Source organism: Rossellomorea sp. DUT-2, assembly GCF_052665285.1.
In genome coordinates this window covers 895,112-921,748 of the sequence record NZ_JBQPEO010000001.1, presented here as the reverse complement: position 1 = coordinate 921,748, position 26,637 = coordinate 895,112, and the positions used below count along the sequence as shown (strand labels likewise).

Here is a 26,637-nt window from a genome sequence, read left to right as displayed (position 1 = left end):
AAGGCAGATAACTAGATTTCATAAAAATATTTCGAATTAGTCATTTACTAGATTAATTATTCTTTATTATCCTCAAGGAGTGAGGTGGTTGGTGGGTGTTCCGTGCTATCTTCTGAAGAGCTTTCCTCCAAACTGAATAAAGTCTCCTCCTGGCTTTCGAACTCATCAACTACATCTTTACCTTCATCATCTACTAATGAAGAAGCCAGGTACTCCTCTGGGATATTGATGGCTAGTTCTTCCTCTAATACCTCTTGAGAGTCACTTTCGTTATCGGAAATTTTTTCTTCAATGTCAGGGTCTACCTCTTTTTCCTCCGGTTGATCTTCACCTGGTTCCAATTGCGGAGTGTATTCCTCTTCCTTTTCTTCTTCATCTGAATCGTTAGAGTAATCGTCAACGTACAAATGGATTACCCCTTCTTTTTCATCAACTGAATCGGGTATGGAGTTTTCATCTTCACCACCAGAGGAATCAAGAATTTCTACAGTGCTGCTCTCATTTTCAATGGTTTCATAGTCCTCGTGTACTTGTTGAAGATTTAGAGTCTCCTGGGATATCCCCTCAGTCTCAGGATCTTCTTTCTCAAGCTTTACGAAGTTCAGCAGTTCTTCATTAACGCCGGACTGTTCATTCTTTACATCCTTTTTCCGGGGACCTTTTTCTTTCTTATCCGGTTTGTCTTTTTTCTTCTTATCGATCTGGTTATTGCCTTTATGTTTAGGGTAATTTTTGTTTTTTTCGTTTTGTTTCTGGTTTTTCTTTCTCTTGGAGCCTATTTTTCTTACACTGATCGGACCGCATAAATCTGTGAAATTGACATTTGCATCATAATCCATCCAAATGAGAATATTGTCGAAAACTGCCACAAATGTTCCTCCGCTGTCAATCATTTCATCTTCAAAGAAAACTTCAAGATGATCTCCAAGCTGAAACATTGAATTCAACACCCCTTCGACTGATTGACACGGAAGGTCGTCAAAATCCTGATTTGAACATTGCTTTTCATGCGTACAGTTCTCCTCTGTTTCAGGAAGATCTTGATTGCCTGGTTTTTCTTTTTCCCCGGCGTCTCCTGAGCATAACTCTTCTTGCTCATCGGGGTCCCCCTCACAATGCTCTTCCTCGTCATGATGATCGGAGTATTTTCTAGTGTAATCATCAAACTCTTCTACCATAGGTTTTCCACTCCTTTACATTTTGTCTACAATTCATAATCAATATATGTATGTAAAAAAGGAATGTATAGCCTATTTTTATGGTATTATCTCAAATTCCGCTCACTCTAACCGGGCTTTTGAATAGGTTATTAATAGATACAGAGACATGGAGTGAAGCACATGCCCAATTGTTATCTTTTTATTAATGAACATATATTGCCAAGGATCTTTTCCTCCTTTTATTACGATGACTATATGCCCCCTTGCCACAATCAATCCATCTTTGTGAGCTACCAAAAACCCAATAAAGAATCTGTTACTTTTCCCGTAGGAGAACAGCTGCAAGATGCTCCTTTTCTAAATCAAACTCATGTATCTCAAATCATTCACAGTATGATGAGCAGCTTGAACGAAACCCATACTCACCATCATTCGACTGAGCGACCTTCTTTCGACATCACTCTAACAACAGAAGATCAACCCAGCATAGTAATTTCTCGAATTCCCAAGCCAAAACACCGTAAAAGACGCGGCAAATGTCCACGCTTACTATCCAGGGAGGTGCGACCATTCGAAAGATTCAATTATATCGATCGCAACAACAGTATCCACCAATCAAAATATCAAGCTAGCTCACCACCCATACAACATGTACAAAAAAACAGCCAATGTGACAATGAAGAAAGAAAAGAAGAGAATATCGAAATTAAGCATGAACAGGAAAAAACGTTTAAAAAAGTGACTGGAAAAGACATTCATCAAAATGATCAAAAAACCTATATTAACACTCAAAAAGATGAACCAGTTAACGATAAGGTTTCTCATGAGGAACGGCCACATGAAATGAAATCTATGCGCCCCTCCCACATATCAGAATCAGATGTGACGAAACAAACTTACTCTGCCGGCCCGGCCAATGAAGAAGGTACTCGTAACATCATTTTGAAAGAAGAAAATATGAAAGCAGTTTTACATGAAGACCTTTTGCAGCTCTATACCTTATTAGAGAAAGATGAAGTTGATCAAGATATTTCTAATCAATCATCATTAACAATGGATACTGACGTTATATATCCCGGGAATTCGTATGATGATACAGCTCCATTTAGAACAAGATTGGATAACCGACCGGGTAAAAACATAAACGAAGATAAAAATATAAAATCTACTACCGAAGACCCGATTCCTTCAGCGATAGTTGTGAAATACAAACTAAATCGCGCTTGCCTCATGGCAAAGAAAATCGTTATTGAACATAAGCATTATGCTGCCGAATTCAATTTCGAGATCCTTAGTTCGAGCCCACCGGGAAAAGAAATGAAATACAAACTAAATCGGACTGATCTAAAAACTATAAAAATCGTCGATGCATATAAGAAAAGTGCTGATGAAACCAACACCTTAAACTTGAGCCTGCCAACCAAAGAAGGAAATAATGATGTCGATCGTGCAGATCACTTAGCTGAAGAATCAGCAAGTGATGAATCAGATTCCCCTGCACCTACTACAGAATTTCACTTTGATATCTTACAATCTGCTTCATCTATCAAAGAAGTAAAAAAGGACGTCAAGTCTACAGATGTCTCACCTATGAAAGTGAAAGATAACGAAACAAAATCTACTCCATCTAATAAACAAGTTCAATCTGATATCTTAAGCTCTAAGTCACCCGGGACTGAAGTGAAATACAAACTAACCCGCACTAATAACCAAGTCAAAAACAGTAATCATAAACAAAAAAGTATCGTTAAAGACGAAGTGAAAAATACTAAAGAGCGGGATTTCGATATCTTACACACCAACACCCCAATTAAAGAATCGAAATTACAACCATTCCACCAGAAAACGAATAAAAAGGTTAGTAAGACAGTATCACCATCTTCTCATACCAAGGTTAAAGGCGACTTCCATACCTCGATTTTGAATAAATATTTCACACTCGGTGACAAAATCAATGTATATGCCGGAATTAAATTACTGGATCAGCAAGGGACATTTTTAACAGCCGGACCTGATTTCTTCATATGGATTGATGGTGATGGATATGTACGGTTACAAATTACCAGCGGTGGAATTAGTATTGGTCAAACGAAAAAGAAAAAATAAGAAACAGACATTAGCCCTGTGCTAGTGTCTGTTTCGACAATATAGAAGGATACATATAGTAATGTAATAGAGATTAGAATGGGGTGAAGGGAATGAAAGAAACTGTATTGGTCATAGCAGCACATCCAGATGATGAACTACTTGGGACAGCTGGCACGCTAAAACGGTTAGTAGATCAAGGAAATAGAGTCGTCTCGATCATTACAGCAAACGGAAGAAAGGAAGAGGCCCATCACATTCAGCAGCTTGCCCGGAAAGCAAACAAAGAGATTGGGATTAAAGAAGTTATTTTTCTGGAGCATCCGAACCTGGAATTAGAAATGATGCCTCTTCATCTATTTACTAAGGAAATTGAAAAATTAATTGATATCTATCAACCTACCAAGATTTTTACCCATCATTACGGCGATTTGAATATTGATCACCAAATTACGTTTCAAGCCGTTTTAACAGCAGTTCGTCCTCTACCAAATAAACAACCGATTGAATTGATCACATTTGAAACGGTATCCTCAAGTGAATGGAATACCCATACAAATGATAAACAATTTAAACCAAATTATTATGTGAACATTTCATCGGTGATTGTTCAGAAAATTGCTTCCTTAAAACATTATGAAGTGGAAATGCGAGAGTTTCCACATCCGCGTTCCTATGAGGGAGTCAAACATTTAGCTAGTGTCCGAGGCATGACGGTTGGGGTACCATATGCTGAAGCATTTGAAGTTATAAGGAGGGTCTGGAAATGAAAGAACTATTTTTTCCTTATCCTTATCTTGTTTCTGCACTCGATAAATATTATGGAGTAAAGTCAAAATCCATAACGGCAAAAATAAAGGATAAGGGTAAAGATTCTAAACGAAAAAAAGAACGCAAAAAGAAATCAAAGACTAAAAAGATGAAAAGCAAACCTGGAAGTAAGAAATTATCCATTCTGATAGCGACTTTTTGGGACTATCCTCATACGGGTGGTCTTTCCAATTACATTACAACTCTTCGAGAAGGCTTAAGGTCTTTAGGTCACAAAGTGGATGTGATTGCTCCGAATCAGTTTTCACAAGTGAATGCAGAAAAGCTGCGTGAGGTGATTGTTCCTGAATTAAAGACTTTTTTCGAGCAACGATACGGATCATACACAAGTAAAATCATTCAAAGTTGTCGTTTACTCTATATCTATGAACAGATGATGAAATCTGTAAAACTGGAAAAATACGATATACTTCATGCTCAGGATTTATTCACGGCCAATATATTAGGGAGATTCAATGAAGATTTAGGTAAACCTCTTCTTTTCACTCCACATGGCATGTTCACCTTTAGCAGAGTCAAATTTAACCGAATTGAAAAAGGGTCAGTGGAAGAAGTGTATTACAAAGAGATTGAGAAAAAAGCGATTGAATACGCGACCCATATGGTCATTTTGAGTGACTCTTTCCGTGATCCATTGAGTACACTAGGAGCGAAACCTGTAAATCTGACAACCATCAATACAGGGATTGATTTTAAAACCATTGATCGTGGGAAAACGAGTGGGAAAATTGTAATTTCATGCATCGCTAGACTTGGACCTAGAAAGGGACATTCGGATTTATTTAATGCCCTTTCTCGAATGAATGGAACAAGTCATCAGGTTGAGGTGCAAATTGTCGGAGACGGAGAAATGCGTGAAGCGCTTGAAGCTCAAGTCAGATCGCTGAAACTATCAAACGTTCGATTCTTAGGTAAACGCGATGATGTCCCTGCCATACTAAGTAAAACAGATATTTTTGTACTTCCAACCGTCAATGACAATCTTCCCATTTCCATTATCGAAGCCATGCATAGTGGTGCAGCGATCCTGACAACTAATTGCGGTGGTATTACGGAAATCGTTCATCATAATGAAACCGGAATCATTGTTGAGCCAGGAAATGTCAGTCAATTAGCAGCTCAGCTCAAACTCTTGATTGGAAATGAAGCATTGCGAAGGAAACTGGGAAGCAATGCGTATCAATATGCCAAAAATCATCTCACTCGGGAAGCCATGGTTGGAAAGATCGAACATATTTACCAAAACCTAATAGCTTCGGGGGGCGAATAATGTTGTCATCTCATACAGCTGTTGTACTTGACTTAAGCGCAAATGGAGTCGGCATCATTCATGCCCTTTCCCGAAAAGGAATTGATGTATATGCATTTGATACAGAAGGACCCTATTCAAAGGGGAAATCGAGACTTGCAACATGCGGGGTATGTCCAAGCCCCTTGACCCAAGAAGCAGAGCTGCTGTCTTTTTTAAAAGGAATAGCAATGAACCTTGATAAGAAGCCTGTGCTATACGCAGGTGCAGATGATTATGTTGTCTTCATCTCAAAATACCGGAACGAATTATCCCAGTACTACCTGTTTTTATATCCCGATCACTCTTTAATTATGGATTTATTAGATAAAAAGAAGACCTATGAATTAGCATTGGAATATAATGTCCCAACAGCCAAAACCTTTTTTGTGGAAAATGAAGAGGAGCTTGATGAGGCGGTTACTCAATTAGAATTTCCGTGTATTTTAAAGCCTGTGTTCGGACATGAATTCAGAAAACATGTTAATAAGAAAGCCATTCAGATTCAAGACGCCGTCCAATTAAAGAAAATCTATCCTATTTATCGCAAGTTCGGTGAGCTAATTATTCAGGAAATCATTCCTGGAGACAACCAATGCTTCTATAAAGTGGCGACATTTTTCGATGAGGATATGGAATTACTTGCCCTTTTCACTCTCCAAAAAAACCACCAATTCCCTTCACAATTCGGAACGGGAGCACACATCGTGAGCAAACGGATACCTGAGCTTATCGATGTAGGTGTTCCACTATTGAAAGAGTTGGGACTAAAAGGAGTAAGTATGATCGAGTATAAAAAAGATCCACGGGATGGGCAATATAAGCTCATTGAAATCAATCCCAGGTTCTGGCTGACCCATAGTTTAACCGGACACTCCGGAGTTGATTTTGCCCTTCAATATTACCAGTACCTTACAGGTCAACGTCCATCTCCAAAACTACAGCAAATTGACGGTGTTCAATGGATTTACTTGGTACGTTACTTCCTTACCTTTCTTGAAAAAAGAAAAAATGGAGAAATGAGCTTAAAAGACTTCTTTTATGGATTCAGAGGAAAAAAGGTATTCGCTCTTCTTGCCTATGATGACCCTATGCCATTTATAAGGAGTACCATGTCTCACCTGCGGAATGCGTGGAAAAAAAGAAGGAGTGATTGAGTATGTATACACCACAAGAATTGATATCTATGTTTCATAAACATGGAATTGAAGAAAAACTCTCCACATCCCTTGGGAGTAAAGTGACCATCCAGGCTTCATCAATCCAAAACCTTAAATCGACTAAAAGAAGCAGCATTTATCAGCTTCAGCTAGAGAAACACACAGACACCTTCCCTATCATTTTTAAAATCTACCATTCTACCAAATACAAAAATGAAGTCGAGATTAATGTCTACAGTCAAGCCTACCCTTTTTTAAAAGAGTTTCTTCCTGGAATCTACCTGATTGAGAAACAAGGAAGTGATACTTGGGTGTTCATGGAGTTTGTCCGCCAAATTCGCGGACAGCTGACCTTTACTCCCAAGCATTTTGATTATATTATACCAACACTTGCTAAACTTCACGCCCACACCCATGAAGAAAAATTCAAAAAAGAAAAAAAGACTTTTCAAAATTGGTTTCCCATTTACAACTCGGTAAAAATGAAAAATGATCGGGAAAAATTCATTTCAAATACAATGACATTTCTAGACGATGCCAAGAAGGATAAACAATTGAAGGACATCATCAAACCACATTATAAACCATTAAAAAACATATACAGTAACGGTCCTGAATTCTTTCCGGAACTATTGGCCAGCGGCTATTCCATTACACATGGAGATCTTCATATGCAGAATATCTGTTCAAAAGATGTCAGCAAAAATGAACCCTGGGCGATTCAATTCATTGATTGGGAATCAGCCAAATATGCCCCAACATGGTTTGACATGATTGTCCTGGTAGAAATTTTACTAGGTTTTCGGAAGGATTGGCAAAGCAATGCAGAAGAAATTCGCACCCATGCGGTCGACGTATACACGAGTGAAATGAAGAAATATGGAATCGAATTTAAAACCAAACCCATTCATTTATACAAAATGGCGTACCTTCAACGAACCCTCGAAAAAGGATTACACACTCAGCTGAGACGTATCTTTGACAACCGCGGAGGTGAGCTTCTTCCCTACCATTTAGAAAAAATATCAACCTGGGGAAGTGAACTGGGAATCTATAAATAGATACGAAAGGATGAGAAAACTTGAGTCGAATGCCCCCTTTCAACATTCATCCCTCTCTTCTTGCCATCATGGATCAATATTATGATGTGGAAAGAGACTATAAGGAGTCTCTCACTCTCCAACCATTCGGTCAGAAGAAAAAAGGCGATGATTCAAAGCCAATGAAAATCTTATACGTTACATTTTTTCAATACCCTCATACAGGTGGATTATCTCATTACATCACTTCTATAAAAAACGGTTTTGAAAAGGTAGGTCATAGTGTAGATGTACTAGCGCCAAACCATATGTCTTCAGAACAGCTGGAAGAATGGATCCCCGAAGCTGCCTCTGAAGCCCGTAAGTTTATGAATAGACGCTACGGAAAAGTCAATGAAAAAATCGTCAAAAACCTTAGTTACCTTCATGTATTTGGAATTTTTCTCAAAGAAAAAAATCTCCAGCAATATGACATCATACACGCTCAAGACCTGTTTGCCATCTTCATCCTGGGACATTTAAACCAAACATACCAAAAACCTTTACTCTTTACGCCACACGGGTTCTTTACGAAAAGTCGCTTAAAATTCAACAAAATGCAGAAAGATTCCATTGAAGAAGCCTACTTTACTGAACTTGAGAAAGTAGGCATTGAAGCAAGTACTGAAATCGTGATGATTTCAGATTCCTTTCGACCTAATTTAATGGATTTCGGTGCAAAAGTTGAAAGGATGGTCACCGTTCATACTGGCATCGATTTTAATCCACTCCCTCATAAAAATCATGAAAACACTATCCTAACGTGTGTCTCCCGACTGTCACCACGTAAAGGTCATGGATTTCTCTTGGAAGCATTGTCCGAGCTTCGTGAACACCTTGGTAATGTAGAAGTATGGATTGTCGGAGATGGGGTCATGAAGGAAAAACTGATTGAACAAGCGAAAGAACTTAAGCTAAATAACGTGATCTTTTTTGGGAAACGACACGATATACCCCATATTCTTTCCATGTCTGACATCTATGTATTAGCAACTGTGAATGATAACTTTCCCCTATCCGTCATGGAAGCAATGTTTTCCCGGCAAGCGGTCATCTCCACTACATGTGGCGGAATCCCGGAAATGGTTCAACATGAAGAAACAGGCATACTTTGTGAACCAGGTAACGTTGAACAACTGGCACAGGCGATAAAGCGTTTCATAACGAATAAGGAAGAACGTCTTAGGTTTGCTAACGCTGCTGAATCCTATGCTCGTCAACACTTGACCAGCCAAGTTATGACGAGAAAAATCGAAAAGATCTATCAAACATATTTATGAAGAAAGGAGACTCATCATGAGGGAGAATGAACTGATCCAGGATCGCACATGAAGATTTTAGTTACAGGCGGTGCCGGATTTATCGGCTCACAACTCGTAGAAATACTGCTCGCTGAAGGTCATACCCCAATTATTCTAGACAACTTCTCTAATGGCAGGGAGGAAAACGTGCCAAGTGGAGTTAAAATATATAGAAAAAATCTATTATCCGATAAAGTTGAAAGAATTTTCGAAAAAGAAAAACCCGACATCGTTATGCACCTCGCTGCCCAAGTGAGCGTAGCTAAATCACTGGAAAATCCTGCAGAAGATGCGGCAGTCAATGTATTAGGAACCGTAAAGTTATTGGAGTACAGTACCAGATACGGTGTGAAAAAATTCATCTTCTCCTCTTCCAGTGCAGTTTATGGATATACAAATGAGATGATTAATGAAGAGAGCTCTACTAGTCCGATTTCCTTTTACGGTACCTCAAAATTAGTATCGGAAACCTATATCAAACTATTTAATAAGCTCTATGATCTTCCATACACCATCTTGCGATACGCCAATGTATATGGACCTAGGCAAAGGTCCGATGGCGAAGGCGGAGTTATAAGCATTTTTATTGAGCAACTATTAAAGATTGAAATACCAATTATTTTTGGGGATGGAAACCAGACTCGGGACTTTGTTTACGTAGAGGACGTAGCCCGGGCAAATCTTCTTGCCATCACAAACGCCGACAATCAAATCATCAATATTGGCACCAACACCCAAACCAGCGTCAACCTACTCTACACCCTACTTTCAAACCAACTACACTCTTCGCAAAAGCCAAACTACGAAGCGAAGCGGGAAGGAGATATTTTACACAGTCACCTCTCAAATTCGAAAGCTCTATACCATCTAAAATGGGAACCTCAATATGATCTGAACTCCGGTTTAGAAAATACTCTTGAATATTTCAAAAAGAAAATGAAGAATGACGAATGATTTCATAACCCGTGCAAACATAAAGGAAAAGAGCTTGGAAAATTCAAAGCTCTTTTCCTTTATTCTTTATCTCCCTCAACCATTCTCCTCTAACTCATCTATAATCCATTCTGCAGTTTTCTTCCCATTTTGAATACACGCGCCAATACCCACTCCGAAGTATGAAGCACCTGCCAGCTTCACACGTGGCAGCTCAGTTGCGAGATTTTCGTCTAACGATTGTACAGACTGACTGTGCTCAAGATGGTAGTTTGGCATTAGGTCTTTCCAGTTCGTTACTTCGACAGAAATCGGATCTCCGTCTATGCCCACACTTTTTCTGATATCTTCAAGTGCCGTGCTTACAAGTTCTGCCTCGCTAAACTCTTTCAACTCATTGTAATGGGGGTTTGTACTTTTATAAAAAAGTCTCAATAAAAGGTTTTGATTATTGGATGTATGCTTCCACTTCCTACTCGTCCATGTGCATGCATCACATTTCACATCTCTACCGCTTGATACGATAAAGCCTGTTCCATCAGCAGGAAGTTCATCATCTGGAATGTTAAATCCAAGGTAAATCGAAATAAGTGAAGAGTTTTTCAATTTGTTAAAAACAGGTTCAAGGTTTTCATGAGTCAGAATCTTCTGGGTTATGTCATGAGGTGTTGCGAATACCACATAATCCGCTTTAAGCCTCCCGTGACCATTAAGAATCAGCTCATATTTGTCTCCTGTTTTTTGGAGCTTGGTTGTTTCTACTCCCTTTAAAAATGTCCCATTGGAACATTTTTCTTCTAAACGGTCAATGATGGTTGATAATCCATTTTTAAACGAGATGAACTTTTTATTGGATGCCCCTTGGAATTTTTGTCTATTTGCAGATAGACCTTTAATGATGCTGCCGTATTCGTTTTTATATTCAAGTAAGTATGGGAGTGTCGAAGCCATTGTGAGCTTATGCAAATTTCCAGAGTAGACCCCTGATAATACTGGAGCTACCTGCTTCTCAACAAGTTCCTTACCCAGGAATGCTTCTAAAAAATCACCGATGGAACTCTCTTTTGTAAACTGAGTATTCTCCGTTTCAAGGTCTTTAAGTGCCTCAGTCTTCCCTTCTTCTGAGACCAGGGTGCTATTTTTGAGAGACTCAACGGACATGGGAATTCCAAAAATCGTATCTTGGGGTATTTTGTGTAATTCCCCATTTGTATATATGTAGGATGTGCCCGTTTCATTATAGACGAGTTCCTCTTGAAGTTGAATTTCCTCAACTAGAGGAAGCACCCCTTCATTACGGGCTACGATTGAATCTGCTCCCGCTTCCATAATGAATTCGCCTTCTCTTATGGTTTTAATTTTTCCGCCGAGCTGCCGATCTCGCTCGATTAGAATTAACTCGATCTCTATTTCTCGTTCTATAGACATTTTTTGAAGATGGTACAGAGCTGTTAATCCTGTAATACCTCCACCTACGACAACCACTGTCTTCATACGATTCACTCCAATAATTGCGTTTATGTATACAGATTATCATGTTTTTTGTTGATTAGAAAAAGATTCTGTGTCTGAATTGGTAAAAAGTATAGGAATGAGAGTCAGTTCCAATCATCTATTCTATACCCATCATCCAATTCCTAGTTGACAACTATGAATACTTATATATATAATATAATAAATCCATTACAACTATATAGCCGCTTATCCAGAGAGGAAGAGGGACTGGCCCGATGATGCCTCAGCAACAGATTCTACATTGCAGAACACTGTGCTAATTCCACAAGCATTTCGCTTGGAAGATGAGTTGAAGTTTGATACATAAAGCCTTCTTCTTATCTACTAGGAAGAGGGCTTTTTAAAATGAAAGAGCCTCTTCCTCTGCTCGTATACATTTATAGAGGAGTGATTAAATATGGGGAAAATTCTTCAGGAAGCGATTCATCATCGAAGAAACGAGTTAATAAACAAATTAATTGTCCACAACATATTCAAAAAAGGGAACAAGCAATTATTTGAATTGACGCTCCTGGAACTTGAGGATGAATACAATTATCTTAAAAAGGAATGCCATCCGCATAGCGATGTTGGCTCAATTCATTGGAAAAATCGTGGAAAATCAAGCAGTTAAAAAGCAGCAATCCAGGAATTGGATTGCTGCTTGCTTATTTTTCTTTACTTAAACTATATGTCTGCATTCATCTGCACACCTTTGGCAATGTTCATGATCATGTTTCTTATCCACTCCTTACAAAATAAAATTGTTCCAAAAGGATTCCAGATGTATTATTCTGATAATCTAATCTCTTACAAAGGAATTAAAATATGACTTACACACTGCAGCATTTCATGAACGAATTTATCGCCGTTGATAGTTGGTCTCTCATTTTTATCAGTATAACCATCAATATATTCATCAGTATTCTAGGCTTCCTGCCAAGTGTTTTCTTGACGGCCTTTAATATTTCCGCATTTGGGTTTTGGCCAGGAGTCGGAATTTCCATACTTGGTGAATCATTAGGGGCCATTGTTAGTTTTTACTTGTATCGAAAAGGAATAAAGTTTGCAGGTATTGATAAGGTTCTGTCTAACAAATATTTTCTCAAATTAAAAGAAGCGTCAGGAGCGGAATGGATCTTTCTTTTATTCTTATTTCGCATGGTTCCGTTTGTGCCTTCAAGTGTGGTAACCGTTGCCGCTGCCTTCAGCTCTATTTCTATTGTTGTCTTTTCTATTATCAGCTCTGTCGGGAAGATTCCTTCGTTGTTGATTGAGGCATTCGTGGTGGTGAATGTGCTGGATGCAGATAAGGGTACGGGTATTTTGTTGGCTGGTTCAGTGGTGGTGGGGATATTTTATTTGGGATATCGTTGGAGGAGGAACATTAGAAGATAATTGAGGCCGTTACGGAAACGACTCTCCTTGGGAACAGAAAAAAGACGTCCACCACGTGGCATACGTCTTTTCTCCCTATCACTTATTGAGCATTCACCTCGACAGCATCCTTCTTGTAATATTCTGCAAAGATCTCGGCGAAGGCTTCTGTAGAGTTATACAATTCCACTAAGTTATTTTCCACTCCGCCAAACTCAAGTAACATGGCTCTCTCGGTTAGGTCCTGATTGTAGACCCCGTTACCTTCTGCTCTTGTTTTGATGAAGACACCCCGGCTGATGCCAGGATATTTTTCCTCCAGTTTAGCATTCAATTCCTTTGCGATCTTAAGGTTCTTTTCGAAGTTTTTGTTTTCTTTTCCTACGATAAAAAATAAACGTGCATAGTTTTTACCATTAATGGTTTTGGTAGTGATGCTTCGTGGCTGAGAATCCCGATGGATATCAATCAGGTACGTTAGGTCATCGTTTTGGGCAATGGCTTCTTGTACTAGACCCCTTGATAACTGATAGGATTCAAAATATGTCCATGACTTGTCTTTGAGAGCTTTGTTTACATCTGTCTTATCCTGGACTGCTCCAATCCCCCTTGCTTCAAGCTCTTGCTTCAATTTGGATCCGACAGCAATGACGTTGACCTTCTCGTTGGTACTGGCTGGATCTTTCGAATCGTTATTCTTAATCAGCGGGCTGAATGCTTCCCAACTGTGTGAATGATAGATGTAAACGGATTTTTCATCAATCTCTTGAACACCGTCTCCTGAGTTGTTGTTGGCCTGATCGATTTGGCTCTGATCAATTTCCTGATCTTTCAACTGATCTTCTGTTGGAGCCGGTGATTCATTTGGGAGGTTCGTAATGTCTGTCCCTTTCCCTGCAACGGCTATGTGAGTATGATAATTTTCGATCCCGGGGATTTCCCGTCCAAATAAACTACGTGGATCAAGGAGTGAAACGTTTGTGACGCTTTCCAACCAATCAAAATCACTGTTTAATGCTTCCTCATTGGTAGCTCGCAGTCCAGTCATCTCCTGTGACAACATCATAAGAAACGTTTCCTTTGGGACGAGTTCGGACATCGATGAATAAAGTAAACTATCCACCCTCAATTTAATAGCCGTCGACGAAATCAACCATACGGTCAAATACATGAGGACAATACCGATCAATACTACCCGAATGATGGCTTTCATAGAGACGAATACTAGTGGGAATAAGCTATTGTTGTTTCGAGACTTATACGACATCATCAGTACCCCTATATAAAGTATTTAATAGTTAACCTTATGCAGGGGGGGGATAGAGTAGAAGGTTTTTTCCGTGATTCGGTCGGATTTCCTAGATCTTACAGGTTTGCATTTCCCTCTTAACCAGAATCACATCAATATAATGATAATCGTCATATACTCACCTCATACAGTTAAATCATTTTCAGATTTTAGTTCATTTGCATTCTTCAGCAATTCCTGAAGAACCGCTGCGAAAATCGAAATGGTGACAGACGCAAAGCTGATAATAATCCCAACCATGGCAATACCCGGATGAAGAGCATTTTGGATAAGTAGAAACACTATACCTGCCACATAAATGGCAGTAATCAGTAAGGCATACAGTTTAATTCGTTCAAGAGCCCTTATTGCTTTTCCTGAAAAAGCATGCTTCTTTTCAATACACTTTAAAAGCTTAAAAGCTTGATACAGCGCTAAATTAAATGGAACCGCTGTTAAGTATAACCCTATTAGAACCGGCCATTTCAAATAAGCGAATTCCGGAAATAGATCAGCCGAATGCTTTGCCATGGTTGGCAACCAGACAACACAAAGGATGAATACAATCGCTCCTAGTGCCACTACTGCCCCTTTTAAAAAAATCGTCGTTCCTCGTTTCATAACACACCTCTGATACCATGTTTTTCTAAATTATATAATGATATTTATTGTTTTCCAATAAAATTTTATTGATGTTGTATTCTCTATTAAATACTTCTTATACAAACTAACAAACGCATGAGCAAACTCATGCGTTTTAAACCCTTATCTGCTATTCACTTCATTGGCTGCCCTCACCCCTGACTCAATCGCCCCTTCGATCCAACCATGAAAGGAGGACGTGTGCTCTCCAGCAAAATGAATTCTGCCTTCGGGTTTCTTAATATAATCGCCGATATCACTTGCCTGCCCAGGGGTATAAAGGGTAAAACATCCTGCGGAGAATGGGTTTTTACTCCAGTTGTAGACTACATAGTTCAACATTTCTGTATACACCTGTTCGCCATAGATTTTAGAGAGATCTTCTAAAACCTCTTTAATGATTACTTCTTTTGATTTGCTGTTCCATAAGAGTGCATTCTGTCCCCAGCTGTAACTCGCTAACATGACCCCAGGTTTGTTACTACCCTTGTCGTGACTCGGTATATACGTAAAGCGTGTGGGAAGATCTGACACGATGTTTCCGTAATTCAAATCTTCCCAGAAACGACGACGAAATTCGATTCCTATTTTCACGGAAGGAACATTCGTTACTTCCCGAATTGCCTGCCACTTTTTAAAGGATATTGAATCGTAAGGTATGACATCGATGAACTGGAAGACAGTAAAAGGGATGGTTACGATGACATAATCGGCATTGTAATCCCTCACCAATCCGTCTCCGGGGTCTACTGCGCGAACGCTTACACCGACATCGGATTGAATAATGTGGGTCACTTTTTGATTCAGTAGAATGTGTGACCCAAGCTCTTGTACAAATCCGTAAGGTAAGTAATCGTTTCCTCCTACTATTTGATAAAATTTTGTTTGTTTCCTGAATATAGGAAAAATGATGTCTTTTAAAATGTCTACGAATGAGAACTCAGGGAATCCTTCTATCCCTAGAATGACGTTGATTTTTCGTATTGCATTTAAGGATAATGACTTACCAAATGGGTTGTTTGCTAAAAATTGTCCCATAGAATAACCAGAGTATCGTTTAATTAATTTTTGCTGTTCATCATGGGTACTGTTATTATATAAATCAATAAAGGGTTTGGTCGCTTCAATAAACAATTCCGAAGCCGTTCTTCCCTTTTCACTTTCTGGTAACGGATACTGTAGAATGTCTGGATTTTTTTCGTATTGTTCCCTTGTTGTTAGGATATTGTTTACTAATAGTAAATCTCTTGGTGAACTATTGATGAATTCTTGATAGGGCAGGTTGAATTTACGGATATACTCGAACACTAACTTGTGGTTATCGGGGATCCTCATGGCTCCCAGGTCCATATAGTTACCGGGGGTGAAGGGCTTGCGTACAGTATATACCCTACCCCCAATTCGCTTATTACCTTCTAATATCGTTACGTCATGCCCAGCCTTTTTCAATAGAGAAGCTGCGACTAAACCACTCATCCCCGCTCCAACGACGATTACTTTTTTGGACTTTGCGGGCTTTAATCCATTTCGAATAATAACCAGCATGTCATTTGGATAATTCAATTTGGAAGGGTCATCCCTTGATTGTTGATCTGCCATCTGTCATCACCCGCCTTTCTTTCATCATATGAAAACAAAAAAGGAGCTATACGTATATTCTATGAGACCAAGAGCTCATTTCCAGTTGTTTTCAGAACAGATGTTTCTATTTTTACGTTTATATGTTATACTTAAGTTTCATTGGGTCTAAGAGACTGTATTTAGTCAATCCCTCGAGCAAGTAGAAGGGAGACATGTTATATGTCACTAGAAAATATCTTAACCATGCTCAAGACTCTTAAGGAATTCAAGGATAGTGAGATTGTTCATACGATATCAAGTCATGATCACTCACCTGTTATGACCGTTACCTACCAGTTGGACAAGGATTGTTTTCAAATCACATATATGGATTCAATGAAAGTTGAAGAGTTTACAGACATTAGCCTTTTGGCTACAACTATAGAAAGTGTTGTTCTTTTCGAACCTTCCAGATAATAAAATGGAATGCCATTACGTAAATCGTGAGGGCATTTTTTTGTACCCGGATTCTGTTTAGTTATGCTAATCTATAGATAAAAAGGAGGGGCATTATGTCATTACATTCACAGCCATATATTCGAAAAGTGTCACTTCATAGCGAAAACGTTCCTTCCTTTCATTCCTATCCTTTTCATATTCCAAGTATTCGGAGCCTGACAGACCTCACCTTTCACCCCCATGTTACATTTATTGTGGGGGAAAACGGAATGGGGAAATCAACTCTTCTTGAGGCCATTGCAATGGCCATTGGTTTTAATCCTGAAGGAGGTACGCTGAACTTTTCATTCTCCACGTATGATTCGTATTCGAATCTGGATAAGTACTTGAAAATAGTGAGGGGAGTGGATCGACCTAAGGATGGGTTTTTCTTGAGGGCAGAAAGCTTTTACAATGTTGCGACGAATATTGAGGAAATGGATCAGCAGCCCTCTTTTGGGCCCCGAGTGATTGATTCATTCGGAGGGAAATCGCTTCATGAGCAATCACACGGAGAAGCCTTTTTCTCAACCTTTATGAATCGTTTCCGAGGTAAAGGGATTTACATACTGGATGAGCCCGAAGCTGCACTATCCCCTTTAAGACAGTTATCCATGCTCTCTAGGATACATGAACTTGTGAATGATGATTCCCAGTTCATTATTGCCACTCATTCACCCATTCTGATGGCATACCCCTCTTCTTCCCTGATTGAATTAACAGAAGAAGGTTTATTGGAGGCCACATTGGAAGATACGAGCCATTATAAGATTATGAAACAATTTTTTGATGACCGGGAACGGATGATATATCATTTACTGAAAGAAGAAGACTGAGGGTCGAAAGAGGATTTATTCATTACCGGTGTTGATAATCAAGGATACCTCCATTAATAAAATCGAGCATAAAACCAATCAAAGTTTTATGCTCGATTTTATTCTTTTTAAAAAGAAGGAAGTTCACTAAGATTATTCTCTTTTAATCCGTCGGGTTCACTGCGAAGGACATCTCGGCCATACCGGTGAATCACATCAACATGAGCCAGTTTTCCTGACTTTGCTTCTTCGAGTGCAGTGATATAATCCAGCTCTCTACCACTTTCGGTTTTAAAAGCGATGAGATCGTCATCCTCATTTCGGCGAACGGCTACAATCTGTTCCGCGCCAGTTGCAAGCTCCTGAGCCATTTCTACTTTAGCCTGGAATTCACCTTGCTTCTTGTATTCTTCATAAACCTGTTCAAAACTCTTCTTTTCCATCTAGTTCACCTCCCGAACATACGTTTAGTATTGACTCTGGAGCAGTGTATTATGATAAAAAAAGACAAATATACTTTGGTTCCTCTTTCAACCCAAAAAGAGTGCCATCCATCGAGGCACTCCACTATCATCATTTCAATTTTCCAAGAGTATCATTTAACACAATTTTTTGTTCATCTATTGTTTTTATCGCATTTTGGATGTTTCTATTAAAAATAGAAAGGATACTTTGTCCATAGGTAGTCCCTGGCACTGCCCACTTTCCATTCAAGTCTGTCCAGTTTTTTGCGCTCCCTCGTGTTACTAATGAAAATCGGGGATCCACCAGTGATTGACCTTGGGGAATTGGATTGGTTGATGCATATGCGTACAAATGCTGAATATGAGCAAGAACCCCTTCTTCAGGAGTCTTAAATGATGCTCCGTCATTACCAGGACCGGTAGTTCCAATCCCTGCATAGTTGTTTTGATTTGGTTTGACTTGTCCCGTGAACCTGAAATAGTTGGTTTCATGTATAGCTTGAGCGTAAGCTACGTCTCCTCTGATTCCATAAAGATTCCCGTAAAAGAGATAGAATCTGCCTAAAAGTGGAGCATACTGGTTAACCGTTCTCGCAAAGTCATCTAGTTGTTCAGCTCGTAATACAGATGTACCCAGGATCGAATACTGTATTCCCGGTTGCTGAGGAGGCTGTGTAGGTTTTGGCGGATTAGTCGGAGAAGGTAAAGGGGGCTTAGGGTTATCATCGTCGACTCTTACTAAAATAAATGCTTCAATACCCGCTTTTTTTAGGCTGGCCACTTGTTTTTCCGCGTTCACTCTTTCTGTAAAAGCACCGGTTTGGACCCTGTAATAGGTTTTATCCAAGACGACCACAATATCAATGAATGAATTCATACCTTTTCTTTTCAACTCATTTACCCGATCTTCAGCATTTTCACGCTTTGTAAATGAACCAGCAATCACTTTGAATAGTTCTTTCTCATTCGCTATTTTCGCAGGTAAACCTAAAGCCTTTGCAACACCTATTGCGATAGCCACTCCTACAGTGTTTCTAAATGTAGCGTTGTTCAATAACGCAATATCTTTTGGATTATCAATAAATAGAATCTCTAATAGGAGTGAAGACATGTTCGTTTCACGTAACACATGAAAATTCGCTCTCTTTTTCCCTCTATCAAAAACTTTATAAGATGACTTAATAGCTGAAGTCACTTCATCGTGAATGATTCTTTGATAGGTAATAGTCTGGGAGGGAACACTGCCATTATACACATAGCTTTCAAACCCGGTTCCACCTCCAGCATTGTGATGGATGGACAAGTAGAAATCTGGATTAGTACGATTGGCGAGGTTTGATCTTTCCGTTAAAGATAGCGTTTCATCTCCAGTTCTCGTCATCAAAATATTCACATTGTAATTTTTCGATAAAAAGTCCCTTACAATAAGGGATGTTAAGAGATTGAAGGTTTTCTCTTCATTCCCATTGTAAACAGCACCTGGATCAGTACCTCCATGACCAGGATCAATCAATATAGTTTTCAATATTATTTCCTCCTAATAGTATGACATATAGTACTATATTCACATATGGACAAGCTTGCTTGGACTTTTCCTACTTGTGCCTATTGTTTATTACGAAAAAATGTTCCCTGTAGAGAAGGGAACATTTTTTATGCACGATTCTATATTTATGGAGGAAACATTCTTATAGGTTTTATTCTATTTCTGTAAACTCGTTCTTATTCATCATTTTTTTTTAATTGACCGGCGGAGTTTCATACTGGTGCTCGCTTCATTTTTTTCAGTATGAACTGTTGATCTTATAACCATTGTTCTCTTACTAAGCAAGGGGCCGAAGAGTAACCCCAAACTGTGCAACGTACATATTTGAGAGAGAAGGAGATCCCAAGTCAAACTTGGAATGAGTTACTGGTGGACTGATAAAAAGATACACTTGAAATTTTCTTGCCAATGCATCACCTCCATAGAATACTTTATGTCGAAAGTGATCGGAAGGTGAGGACAAGCAACGAGTTTTTATAAAAATTGGACAGCCTTTTTTCTAAAAATAGAACTCTTCCCAAGTTTATTTCATCCCCAAAAAGAGGAGTTCCCCAGCAAACTGTTTACCACCCTCTCCTCATTTGGCCTAAAGGTTGTTGTCAACTCTTCCCCGCTAGGATAATTAGTGACATCTACTCTTTCGCAGATTTCCATTTCAAATATATCAGCACATTTTACCAACTGGGTTTCTATGAGTGAATGGGGAAAAGAAGCGAATAATAAGAGGCGAAAGCCAAATGAATGGAGGAGTTTTAGTGAAAAAGATTGGAATTCTTGTGATGGGTGTGATGATAACACTTTCATTATTACCTGTACTCAGTACTCCAGCTGAATCTAAGCAGGCTGAATGTGTAAGTGTAGCCAGCGTGAAAGGAAAAGAAGACATGAGAATTTTATGGAACGATCATGTTATCTATACCAGAAACTATATTATTAGTGCTGTTGATGGATTAGGGGACCAGGATGTGGTGCTTGCACGATTGCTTCAAAATCAGAAAGACATCGGGAACGCAATCAAACCTTATTACGGTGAAGAGGCTGGTAATAAGCTGGCTGATTTGTTGACTGAGCATATTGTATTGGCAGGCAAAATCGTTGATGCTGCTAAAAATGGAAAGCAAGCAGAGGTTGAGAGATTAAACAAAGAATGGTATCGAAATGCAGATGACATTGCAGGATTCTTAGCACAAGCAAATCCATACTGGACCGAAAATGCGCTAAAAGACCTGTTATATATGCACCTGCAATTCGTCACTGATGAAGCAGTCACACGAATCAAGAAAGACTGGAAAGGGAACATTAAAAGCTTTGATAATGGGAAGGCCCATATTCTTCTCCTTTCTGATGCCTTTTCAGAAGGAATTGTCAAGCAGTTTCCGGAGAAGTTTTAAGTAAAGCAGCTGGGATAGACTGTTCCAGCTGCTTTACTCTGATGTGTAAAAACGCTCTATCTCTTATCTTCCAAGTCAATCTCCTTGATGATACGGGCAGGATTTCCACCCACCACTACATTAGACGGGACATCCTTTGTCACGACTGCACCTGAAGCAATTACCACATTATCACCTATCGTCACTCCGGGATTAATGATTGCGCCTCCACCGAACCAGCAGTTGTCTCCAATTTTGACAGGCTTTCCGAATTCCGGTCCTTTGTTTCGCTCAACCGGATTCACTGGATGGGTCGCTGTGTAAATATGTACTCCAGGTGCGAGCATACAATTTTCTCCGAAGCGGACTTCACACACGTCTAAAATCACACAGTTAAAATTAGCAAAGAAATGATTGCCGACGTGAATGTTATATCCATAATCACATCTGAAGTCAGGCTCTAAATAAATGCTTTCCCCAGTAGATCCGAACAACCTTTTTATGGCAGCCACTCTCTTCTCATCATCTTCTTCTGTCGTTTGATTAAGCATGCGAGTTAAATAACGGGCTTGTTTTCTCTCTTCCATTAATTGCGGGTCCCATGGTTCGTAGAGTTCACCGTCGAGCATTTTCTGTTTTTCAGTTTTCATTTAAATGCCTCCTTTTTATGTAGTATGTTTACTATATTTATATTCTCAATTTATACTTCCGTATAGGAAGAATAGTTTGTCGAGAGTCTGATATTATTCATCAATTTTCGATAAATTCAACTGCATGAGACACCGAACCGATCCTCAACCCAGGCGGATTTCTCCCTAAAGGAAGACTCCTCCAAGGGCATCAACACAGTTCCGTTTAAAGATAGTTTATCATATACACGTTCGATTGCTTCTTCCGAATCTCATTTTACGAAACATATGCACCCCCCCACTTTATGTGACACTGGATTATATACAAACGAATTAATATAACATGCTACATAAATATACCAGAAGAGTGGCTCTTCTGGTTCGGTTAAGGAGTCTGTCTGAGCAATTAAAGCTGCCGAATATGGATGGATCGCTAATCTGAATGTGGTAAAGGATAGTAGGGGGCCAGTAAATTCTCATGATCATTTTCATCTCTTAGAATCTGATGCTCTTCAATGCAGATCCATTTTCTGATAGATAATGAAGTATCTTCTGATGATAATGTTGTTTAATAATGGATACCTCCTTCTTCAATTTGTCAGGATGTTTACTAGTTCCCGACTCAGGGTGTGATCTATATTTCAATAACACCTCATCTAAATAATATATGACATACCCATTGATTAACATTCTGTTCCACATCTCATAATCTTGAGTGAATTTAAGATCTGTACTGAAATACCCTATATCTTTGAACACATCCTTATGAACCATGATGGAACACCCATTGACGGGATTGATAGTCAAAAAGGTATGATAGATTTCTTCTGCATTGGTAAATCTCTTTCCAATGAAGGGGAGCAACACTTCATTAGTCTGGTTAATAACATCATAATTGTGGAAGCTTGCCTTAGCCCCCCTTCGTAACATATAATCCAATTGCCTCTCTATCTTCAGATAATCGAAATAGTCATCTGAACTCAACCAAGCGATATATTCTCCATTCGCTCTCTTTATTCCTTCATTTATAGCCGTTGCCGTTCCACCATTTTCTTTTCTTAAGTAGGTAATTTGATTTAAAAAGGGTGTTAGCCTCTCAACTTCTTTCGTTGATCCATCATCAATTACAACTACTTCAATGTTTGAATAAGATTGATTTAATGCACTACGAATCGCCTGATCGACATAGGAACAATTATAAAAAGGTATAACAATAGATACAGTAGGTTTCAAGAAAACTCCTCCAGTGCTGCCTTGGAAAAAGACGTGATTACTATAAACTATTCACTTCCCCGTTTTGTGCTTAGACGGATGAGCTATAAAGTGGGTATTATATTCAAAAAAAGAACTAAACCAAAGACGGTTTAGTTCTTTCTTTTAGGTTTGTTCTATTCTTTAATCAACTCATTCTCAACAAGCCAGTCATGAGCCACTACGGATACACTATTCCCTTCGATATCCACTTTATAATTCAGTTCACGCATAATATCACTGTTAAGTTTATCGGCTAATTTTGCCGTAATATCTTTGATTTCCGGATATTTTTCATAAACGCTTTTATTTATGCTAACCGCTGCCCGGTATGGCGGAAAGAATTTCTTATCATCCTTCAACGTTACCAAGTCATAATCTACAATCGTTGCATCTGTTTCAAAGGCAACCGAAACATCTACTTGGCGGTTATTCAATGCCCTTTGCGTCAGACCGAGATCCATCTGTTTGATCTGTCCGGAACCGAATTTGAAACCGTACAACTCCTCTACTCCAGGAAGACCGTCGGGACGATTCGCAAATTCTGCGTCAGACGCCATTGTTAATTCTCCAGGATTGTTATTTACATATTCAGCAAGATCACTGATGGATTCAATACCCAATTTCTTTGCCTGATCCTGATTCATAGCCAGCGCGTAAGTATTATTCACATTGGACATATTCATCCAATGAATGTCCCTTTTTGCATCAAGCTCCTTCACTTTTTGAAAAGTTTTCTCAGGGTCTGACATCGGTTCTTGCCCCATATAGGTAATGAGTGCAGTCCCAGTGTACTCCCACATCATATCCACCTGCTCGTTTTCCAATGCTTTACGAACAACCGTGCTTCCAAGGTTGTTCATTTGTTTTACTTTAAAACCCTCTTCTTTTAATAAAAAGGCGGTCATCTCAGAAAGAAGGTATTGCTCTGTAAAGTTCTTTCCCCCAACGGATATTTGTTTGCCTCCTATTCCTACGTTTGAACAGGCGCTTAGCATAAGAGTCAGGATGAGGATCCCTATCCACTTTGAATTCCGTTTCACGGTCGTCACCTCCTGATTATGAATTACATTTCTAATGTTTGTTTGGTACCTTTTGGAACGACGATTCTCTCCACCAATCGCAGTAGTAAATCTACCAAAATCGCCAGAATCGTAACAGGTATGGCCCCTGAGATTAAGTATCCATTATCGAACAATTGAATACCTGTAAAAATCCATACTCCTAATCCCCCACCACCGACGACATAGGCAAGGGCAGCTGTTCCGATGTTCAGCACGACCGCTGTTCGGATTCCAGCCAGTATTGAGTATGCTGCATTCGGAAGTTCAATGCGGAAAAGGATTTGATAAGGTTTCATTCCCATCCCTCTGGCTGCATCAATGAGGTTCTCGTCTATTGAATCAATACCTGCAACTGTATTTCGGTAAATCGGTAAAAGAGAATATATAAACAGTGCAAAAATGGCTGTTTTAAAGCCGATTCCTAATATACTGATCATAAGGGCTAGAACCGCTAAACTCGGTATCGTTTGTCCAAAATTGACTGTATTAGACACGATCCACTCTGCTCGTCTGAACTGCTTTCGTGTAATCAAGATTCCAGCTGGTACCGCGACTATAAGTGCTAATATGGAAGAAACAAAAACAAGCTGCAAATGCTCCTTCAATAAAAGAAGAAACGTCTTTGATTGACTGAACATATAATCGAAGTATTGATTTTTAATAGCCCAGGCAAAGAAAAGGATGACCAGTGCATATACGAAATACCGAACAACATTACTGACAACCTTTTTTGTATTCACAAAATCATCCTTTCTGATCCAGGTTCGTTTTTCCTTTGATCTCATAGTGTAAGTATTTTTGTACAAGATCAATCGTAATGGCCCCTTGTTTAATACCTGCGTCATCCGTCACGATGACCTGGTCAGCTTCTTGATTTAATAGCATCGACAACGTATTTCGAAGATCATGACGAATATTGATCGTTTTCGTATCAGGAATGGATTCATCAAAGTTAGCTAAGCCTATGATGTTCTTCAAGTTTTCAATCGTATGTAAACTTAAACTTTTAATGGCACGATCTTTACCAAAGAACTCATAAACAAAATCACTTTTTGGACGGACAAGCATTTCTGATGGGGTATCGTACTGCATGATTTCTCCTCCACGCAACAGAACAATCTTGTCAGCCATTTTAATCGCTTCATCGATATCATGACTCACAAACAGAATTGTTTTCTTCACTTCACGCTGTATCTGTAGAAACTCATCCTGTATTTTTTCACGAATGATTGGATCAAGTGCCCCAAACGGTTCGTCCATCAACATTACTGGAGGATCTGCTGCCAGCGCACGAATAACACCGATTCTCTGCTGTTGTCCTCCGGATAATTCATGTGGATATCTCTTACCGAATGTATCTCCGCTAAGTCCGATCATTTCCATCAGCTTATTGAACCGCTCTTTCTTTTCCTTCTTGCCCCAGCCCAGCATGTCGGGAACAATCATGACGTTTTCCTCAATGGTCATATTAGGGAACAGACCGTTACTCTGAATGACGTACCCGATCTTTCTCCGCAATTCAATTTGATTCAAGTCCATTGAGTCCTGGCCGTCGATGACGATTCTCCCATCTGTAATCGATTCCAGCCTGTTCACCATTCGTAATAAGGTGGTTTTCCCGCACCCGGATGGCCCTAATAAAACGACTATGTCACCCTTCTCAACGGTAAAGTCGACACCTTTAACCGCTGTCACATCACCTTCGTAAGTCTTCGTTGTATGATCAAATGTAATCATCTCTTCACCTCTTCCACTTTATGCAATGCTTTTTGGTGTGTATCGCTTTTGAATCCATAAAAGGATGGCATCTGCAATCATCGCCAATATCGCGACCGCTACAGAACCACTAATTATTAAGTAATTGTCTCCTCTGGAAATCCCTTGAGTAATAAGGACTCCGAGGCCACCAGCACCGATATAAGCTGCAATTACACCGATTCCTATGTTTAAGACGACGGCTGTTCTGATCCCCGCCATGATTACAGGAAATGCATTTGGAATCTCAACGCGCAGCAGACGTTGATGAGTCTTCATCCCGACTCCCTTCGCCGCGTCACGCATCTCAGGGCTCACATTTCGAATCGCAGTATATGTATTCCGTATAATAGGAAGCTGCGAATAGAGAACCAATGCCACAAAGGCCGGAACAAACCCTATCCCCTGATTGATGATTGAAAAGATTGGAATCATCACCCCAAACAAGGCAATGCTGGGAATGGTCAGCATAACCGACGCAATCTGCAAAACCGTCTCCGCCAAATAATCATTGGTCGTTAAATATATCCCTAAAGGTATCCCGATTAAAAGGGCAACGATAATCGCAAGTCCGACGAGCACTGCATGCTCAATCGTCAAATCAAGAATTCGAGGTGCATTAACCTCCAGAAATTTCATCCATTTCTCCACAGTTTACACCTTCCTTTATTTATGTATTTTAGGCAAAACAAAAGCCGTCCAGGATCTAATCTAGTCCTGACGACCCACGGATTTAGTATAACCGTATAATTGCGCCAACATTCCTTTACCCCGTTTGTGGAATTTTGAAACATGTTGTCGGAAAATAGTGGTGGGAGAGGTTAAGTTTAGGCTGAATGGAAGTGTGGGAGGTATGTGATATCTTCCTAATTGTGTAGTCTATTTGGGGATTTTGGGGGTAATATTAGCATTTTCCTCAAAATTCATTGGTATTTTGGATAGTTTTCGTGAATTTTCCCAGTAAAAAGGTTTCGAAGCGACTATTATTCTAGTATGAGGCTGTTTTGGGTACATTTGGGATTAATTTTCCTGATGATGCATAGGCTA

25 protein-coding genes and 1 riboswitch are annotated in these 26,637 nt (G+C 39.4%); of the genes, 12 read left to right on the top strand and 13 right to left on the bottom strand.

The window, feature by feature from the left end; all coding sequences use genetic code 11:
- Positions 1-56 precede the first annotated feature (56 nt).
- Positions 57-1,178 carry a hypothetical protein gene (locus ACOSV2_RS04530; protein WP_428974089.1) on the bottom strand — a complete coding sequence of 374 codons (1,122 nt, stop codon included), beginning with the start codon at positions 1,176-1,178 and terminating at the stop codon, positions 57-59.
- A gap of 267 nt (positions 1,179-1,445) precedes the next feature.
- Between ACOSV2_RS04530 and ACOSV2_RS04525 the strand changes: the two genes are divergently transcribed.
- The 7 genes from ACOSV2_RS04525 to ACOSV2_RS04495 all read left to right on the top strand — a co-directional run bounded on the left by ACOSV2_RS04525 (position 1,446) and on the right by ACOSV2_RS04495 (position 9,858).
- The gene (locus ACOSV2_RS04525; protein ID WP_428974088.1) at positions 1,446-3,266 is read left to right on the top strand and encodes a hypothetical protein; all 1,821 of its coding nucleotides are present in this window, start codon (positions 1,446-1,448) and stop codon (positions 3,264-3,266) included.
- 92 nt (positions 3,267-3,358) lie between these two features.
- A complete protein-coding gene (locus tag ACOSV2_RS04520) occupies positions 3,359-4,015 on the top strand; it encodes a PIG-L deacetylase family protein (RefSeq protein WP_324748354.1) in 657 nt (218 codons plus the stop codon).
- Positions 4,012-5,346, top strand: a complete 1,335-nt coding sequence (locus ACOSV2_RS04515; protein ID WP_428974087.1) for a glycosyltransferase family 4 protein — start codon at positions 4,012-4,014, stop codon at positions 5,344-5,346. The genes ACOSV2_RS04520 and ACOSV2_RS04515 overlap by 4 nt, the downstream gene beginning before the upstream one ends.
- Positions 5,346-6,521 (top strand): carboxylate--amine ligase, encoded by a 1,176-nt coding sequence (locus tag ACOSV2_RS04510; RefSeq protein ID WP_428974086.1) that lies wholly within the window; start codon positions 5,346-5,348, stop codon positions 6,519-6,521. The genes ACOSV2_RS04515 and ACOSV2_RS04510 overlap by 1 nt, the downstream gene beginning before the upstream one ends.
- A gap of 2 nt (positions 6,522-6,523) precedes the next feature.
- Positions 6,524-7,585 (top strand): hypothetical protein, encoded by a 1,062-nt coding sequence (locus ACOSV2_RS04505; RefSeq protein ID WP_428974085.1) that lies wholly within the window; start codon positions 6,524-6,526, stop codon positions 7,583-7,585.
- Between the two features lie 29 nt (positions 7,586-7,614).
- Complete coding sequence (locus tag ACOSV2_RS04500; protein WP_428974282.1) at positions 7,615-8,883, top strand: glycosyltransferase family 4 protein; 1,269 nt, start codon at positions 7,615-7,617, stop codon at positions 8,881-8,883.
- A gap of 48 nt (positions 8,884-8,931) precedes the next feature.
- The gene (locus ACOSV2_RS04495; RefSeq protein WP_324748350.1) at positions 8,932-9,858 is read left to right on the top strand and encodes an NAD-dependent epimerase/dehydratase family protein; all 927 of its coding nucleotides are present in this window, start codon (positions 8,932-8,934) and stop codon (positions 9,856-9,858) included.
- Between the two features lie 75 nt (positions 9,859-9,933).
- Here ACOSV2_RS04495 and ACOSV2_RS04490 read toward each other — a convergent pair whose 3' ends face one another.
- Positions 9,934-11,331, bottom strand: coding sequence for a protoporphyrinogen oxidase (locus tag ACOSV2_RS04490; RefSeq protein WP_428974084.1), 1,398 nt, complete (start codon positions 11,329-11,331; stop codon positions 9,934-9,936).
- Between the two features lie 204 nt (positions 11,332-11,535).
- A riboswitch (SAM riboswitch) is annotated at positions 11,536-11,643 on the top strand.
- A gap of 106 nt (positions 11,644-11,749) precedes the next feature.
- Here ACOSV2_RS04490 and fbpA point away from each other — a divergent pair.
- Positions 11,750-11,965: a Fur-regulated basic protein FbpA gene (gene fbpA, locus ACOSV2_RS04485; protein ID WP_324748348.1), complete on the top strand. Its 216-nt coding sequence runs from the start codon at positions 11,750-11,752 to the stop codon at positions 11,963-11,965.
- A 194-nt stretch (positions 11,966-12,159) separates the two neighbouring features.
- Positions 12,160-12,729: a TVP38/TMEM64 family protein gene (locus ACOSV2_RS04480; protein ID WP_324748347.1), complete on the top strand. Its 570-nt coding sequence runs from the start codon at positions 12,160-12,162 to the stop codon at positions 12,727-12,729.
- 82 nt (positions 12,730-12,811) lie between these two features.
- Here the strand turns inward: ACOSV2_RS04480 and spoIIP are convergent, their stop codons facing one another.
- From spoIIP to ACOSV2_RS04465, 3 genes are all read right to left on the bottom strand, one after another.
- Positions 12,812-13,975, bottom strand: coding sequence for a stage II sporulation protein P (spoIIP, locus tag ACOSV2_RS04475; RefSeq protein ID WP_324748346.1), 1,164 nt, complete (start codon positions 13,973-13,975; stop codon positions 12,812-12,814).
- A 165-nt stretch (positions 13,976-14,140) separates the two neighbouring features.
- The gene (locus ACOSV2_RS04470) at positions 14,141-14,617 is read right to left on the bottom strand and encodes a DUF2975 domain-containing protein (protein ID WP_428974083.1); all 477 of its coding nucleotides are present in this window, start codon (positions 14,615-14,617) and stop codon (positions 14,141-14,143) included.
- A gap of 144 nt (positions 14,618-14,761) precedes the next feature.
- Positions 14,762-16,237, bottom strand: coding sequence for a flavin monoamine oxidase family protein (locus ACOSV2_RS04465; protein WP_428974082.1), 1,476 nt, complete (start codon positions 16,235-16,237; stop codon positions 14,762-14,764).
- A gap of 201 nt (positions 16,238-16,438) precedes the next feature.
- Between ACOSV2_RS04465 and ACOSV2_RS04460 the strand changes: the two genes are divergently transcribed.
- Positions 16,439-16,675, top strand: coding sequence for a hypothetical protein (locus ACOSV2_RS04460; RefSeq protein WP_428974081.1), 237 nt, complete (start codon positions 16,439-16,441; stop codon positions 16,673-16,675).
- A gap of 95 nt (positions 16,676-16,770) precedes the next feature.
- A complete protein-coding gene (locus ACOSV2_RS04455; RefSeq protein WP_324748342.1) occupies positions 16,771-17,532 on the top strand; it encodes an AAA family ATPase in 762 nt (253 codons plus the stop codon).
- A 107-nt stretch (positions 17,533-17,639) separates the two neighbouring features.
- Here the strand turns inward: ACOSV2_RS04455 and ACOSV2_RS04450 are convergent, their stop codons facing one another.
- Positions 17,640-17,954 carry a DUF3892 domain-containing protein gene (locus ACOSV2_RS04450; protein WP_324748341.1) on the bottom strand — a complete coding sequence of 105 codons (315 nt, stop codon included), beginning with the start codon at positions 17,952-17,954 and terminating at the stop codon, positions 17,640-17,642.
- A 130-nt stretch (positions 17,955-18,084) separates the two neighbouring features.
- Entirely contained in the window at positions 18,085-19,500 is a 1,416-nt protein-coding gene (locus ACOSV2_RS04445; RefSeq protein WP_428974080.1) for an N-acetylmuramoyl-L-alanine amidase, read from the bottom strand.
- A 758-nt stretch (positions 19,501-20,258) separates the two neighbouring features.
- On the opposite strand from ACOSV2_RS04445, the gene ACOSV2_RS04440 reads away from it, so the two are divergent.
- Positions 20,259-20,912, top strand: a complete 654-nt coding sequence (locus ACOSV2_RS04440) for a glycosyltransferase (RefSeq protein WP_428974079.1) — start codon at positions 20,259-20,261, stop codon at positions 20,910-20,912.
- Between the two features lie 56 nt (positions 20,913-20,968).
- Here ACOSV2_RS04440 and ACOSV2_RS04435 read toward each other — a convergent pair whose 3' ends face one another.
- The 6 genes from ACOSV2_RS04435 to ACOSV2_RS04410 all read right to left on the bottom strand — a co-directional run bounded on the left by ACOSV2_RS04435 (position 20,969) and on the right by ACOSV2_RS04410 (position 26,229).
- A complete protein-coding gene (locus ACOSV2_RS04435) occupies positions 20,969-21,541 on the bottom strand; it encodes a sugar O-acetyltransferase (protein ID WP_324748338.1) in 573 nt (190 codons plus the stop codon).
- Between the two features lie 474 nt (positions 21,542-22,015).
- Entirely contained in the window at positions 22,016-22,753 is a 738-nt protein-coding gene (locus ACOSV2_RS04430) for a glycosyltransferase (protein WP_324748337.1), read from the bottom strand.
- 155 nt (positions 22,754-22,908) lie between these two features.
- A complete protein-coding gene (locus tag ACOSV2_RS04425; RefSeq protein ID WP_428974078.1) occupies positions 22,909-23,814 on the bottom strand; it encodes a glycine betaine ABC transporter substrate-binding protein in 906 nt (301 codons plus the stop codon).
- 23 nt (positions 23,815-23,837) lie between these two features.
- Complete coding sequence (locus tag ACOSV2_RS04420) at positions 23,838-24,575, bottom strand: ABC transporter permease (RefSeq protein ID WP_428974077.1); 738 nt, start codon at positions 24,573-24,575, stop codon at positions 23,838-23,840.
- 4 nt (positions 24,576-24,579) lie between these two features.
- Positions 24,580-25,572, bottom strand: coding sequence for an ABC transporter ATP-binding protein (locus ACOSV2_RS04415; RefSeq protein WP_428974076.1), 993 nt, complete (start codon positions 25,570-25,572; stop codon positions 24,580-24,582).
- A gap of 18 nt (positions 25,573-25,590) precedes the next feature.
- Positions 25,591-26,229, bottom strand: a complete 639-nt coding sequence (locus ACOSV2_RS04410) for an ABC transporter permease (RefSeq protein ID WP_428974075.1) — start codon at positions 26,227-26,229, stop codon at positions 25,591-25,593.
- Positions 26,230-26,637: the final 408 nt, after the last annotated feature.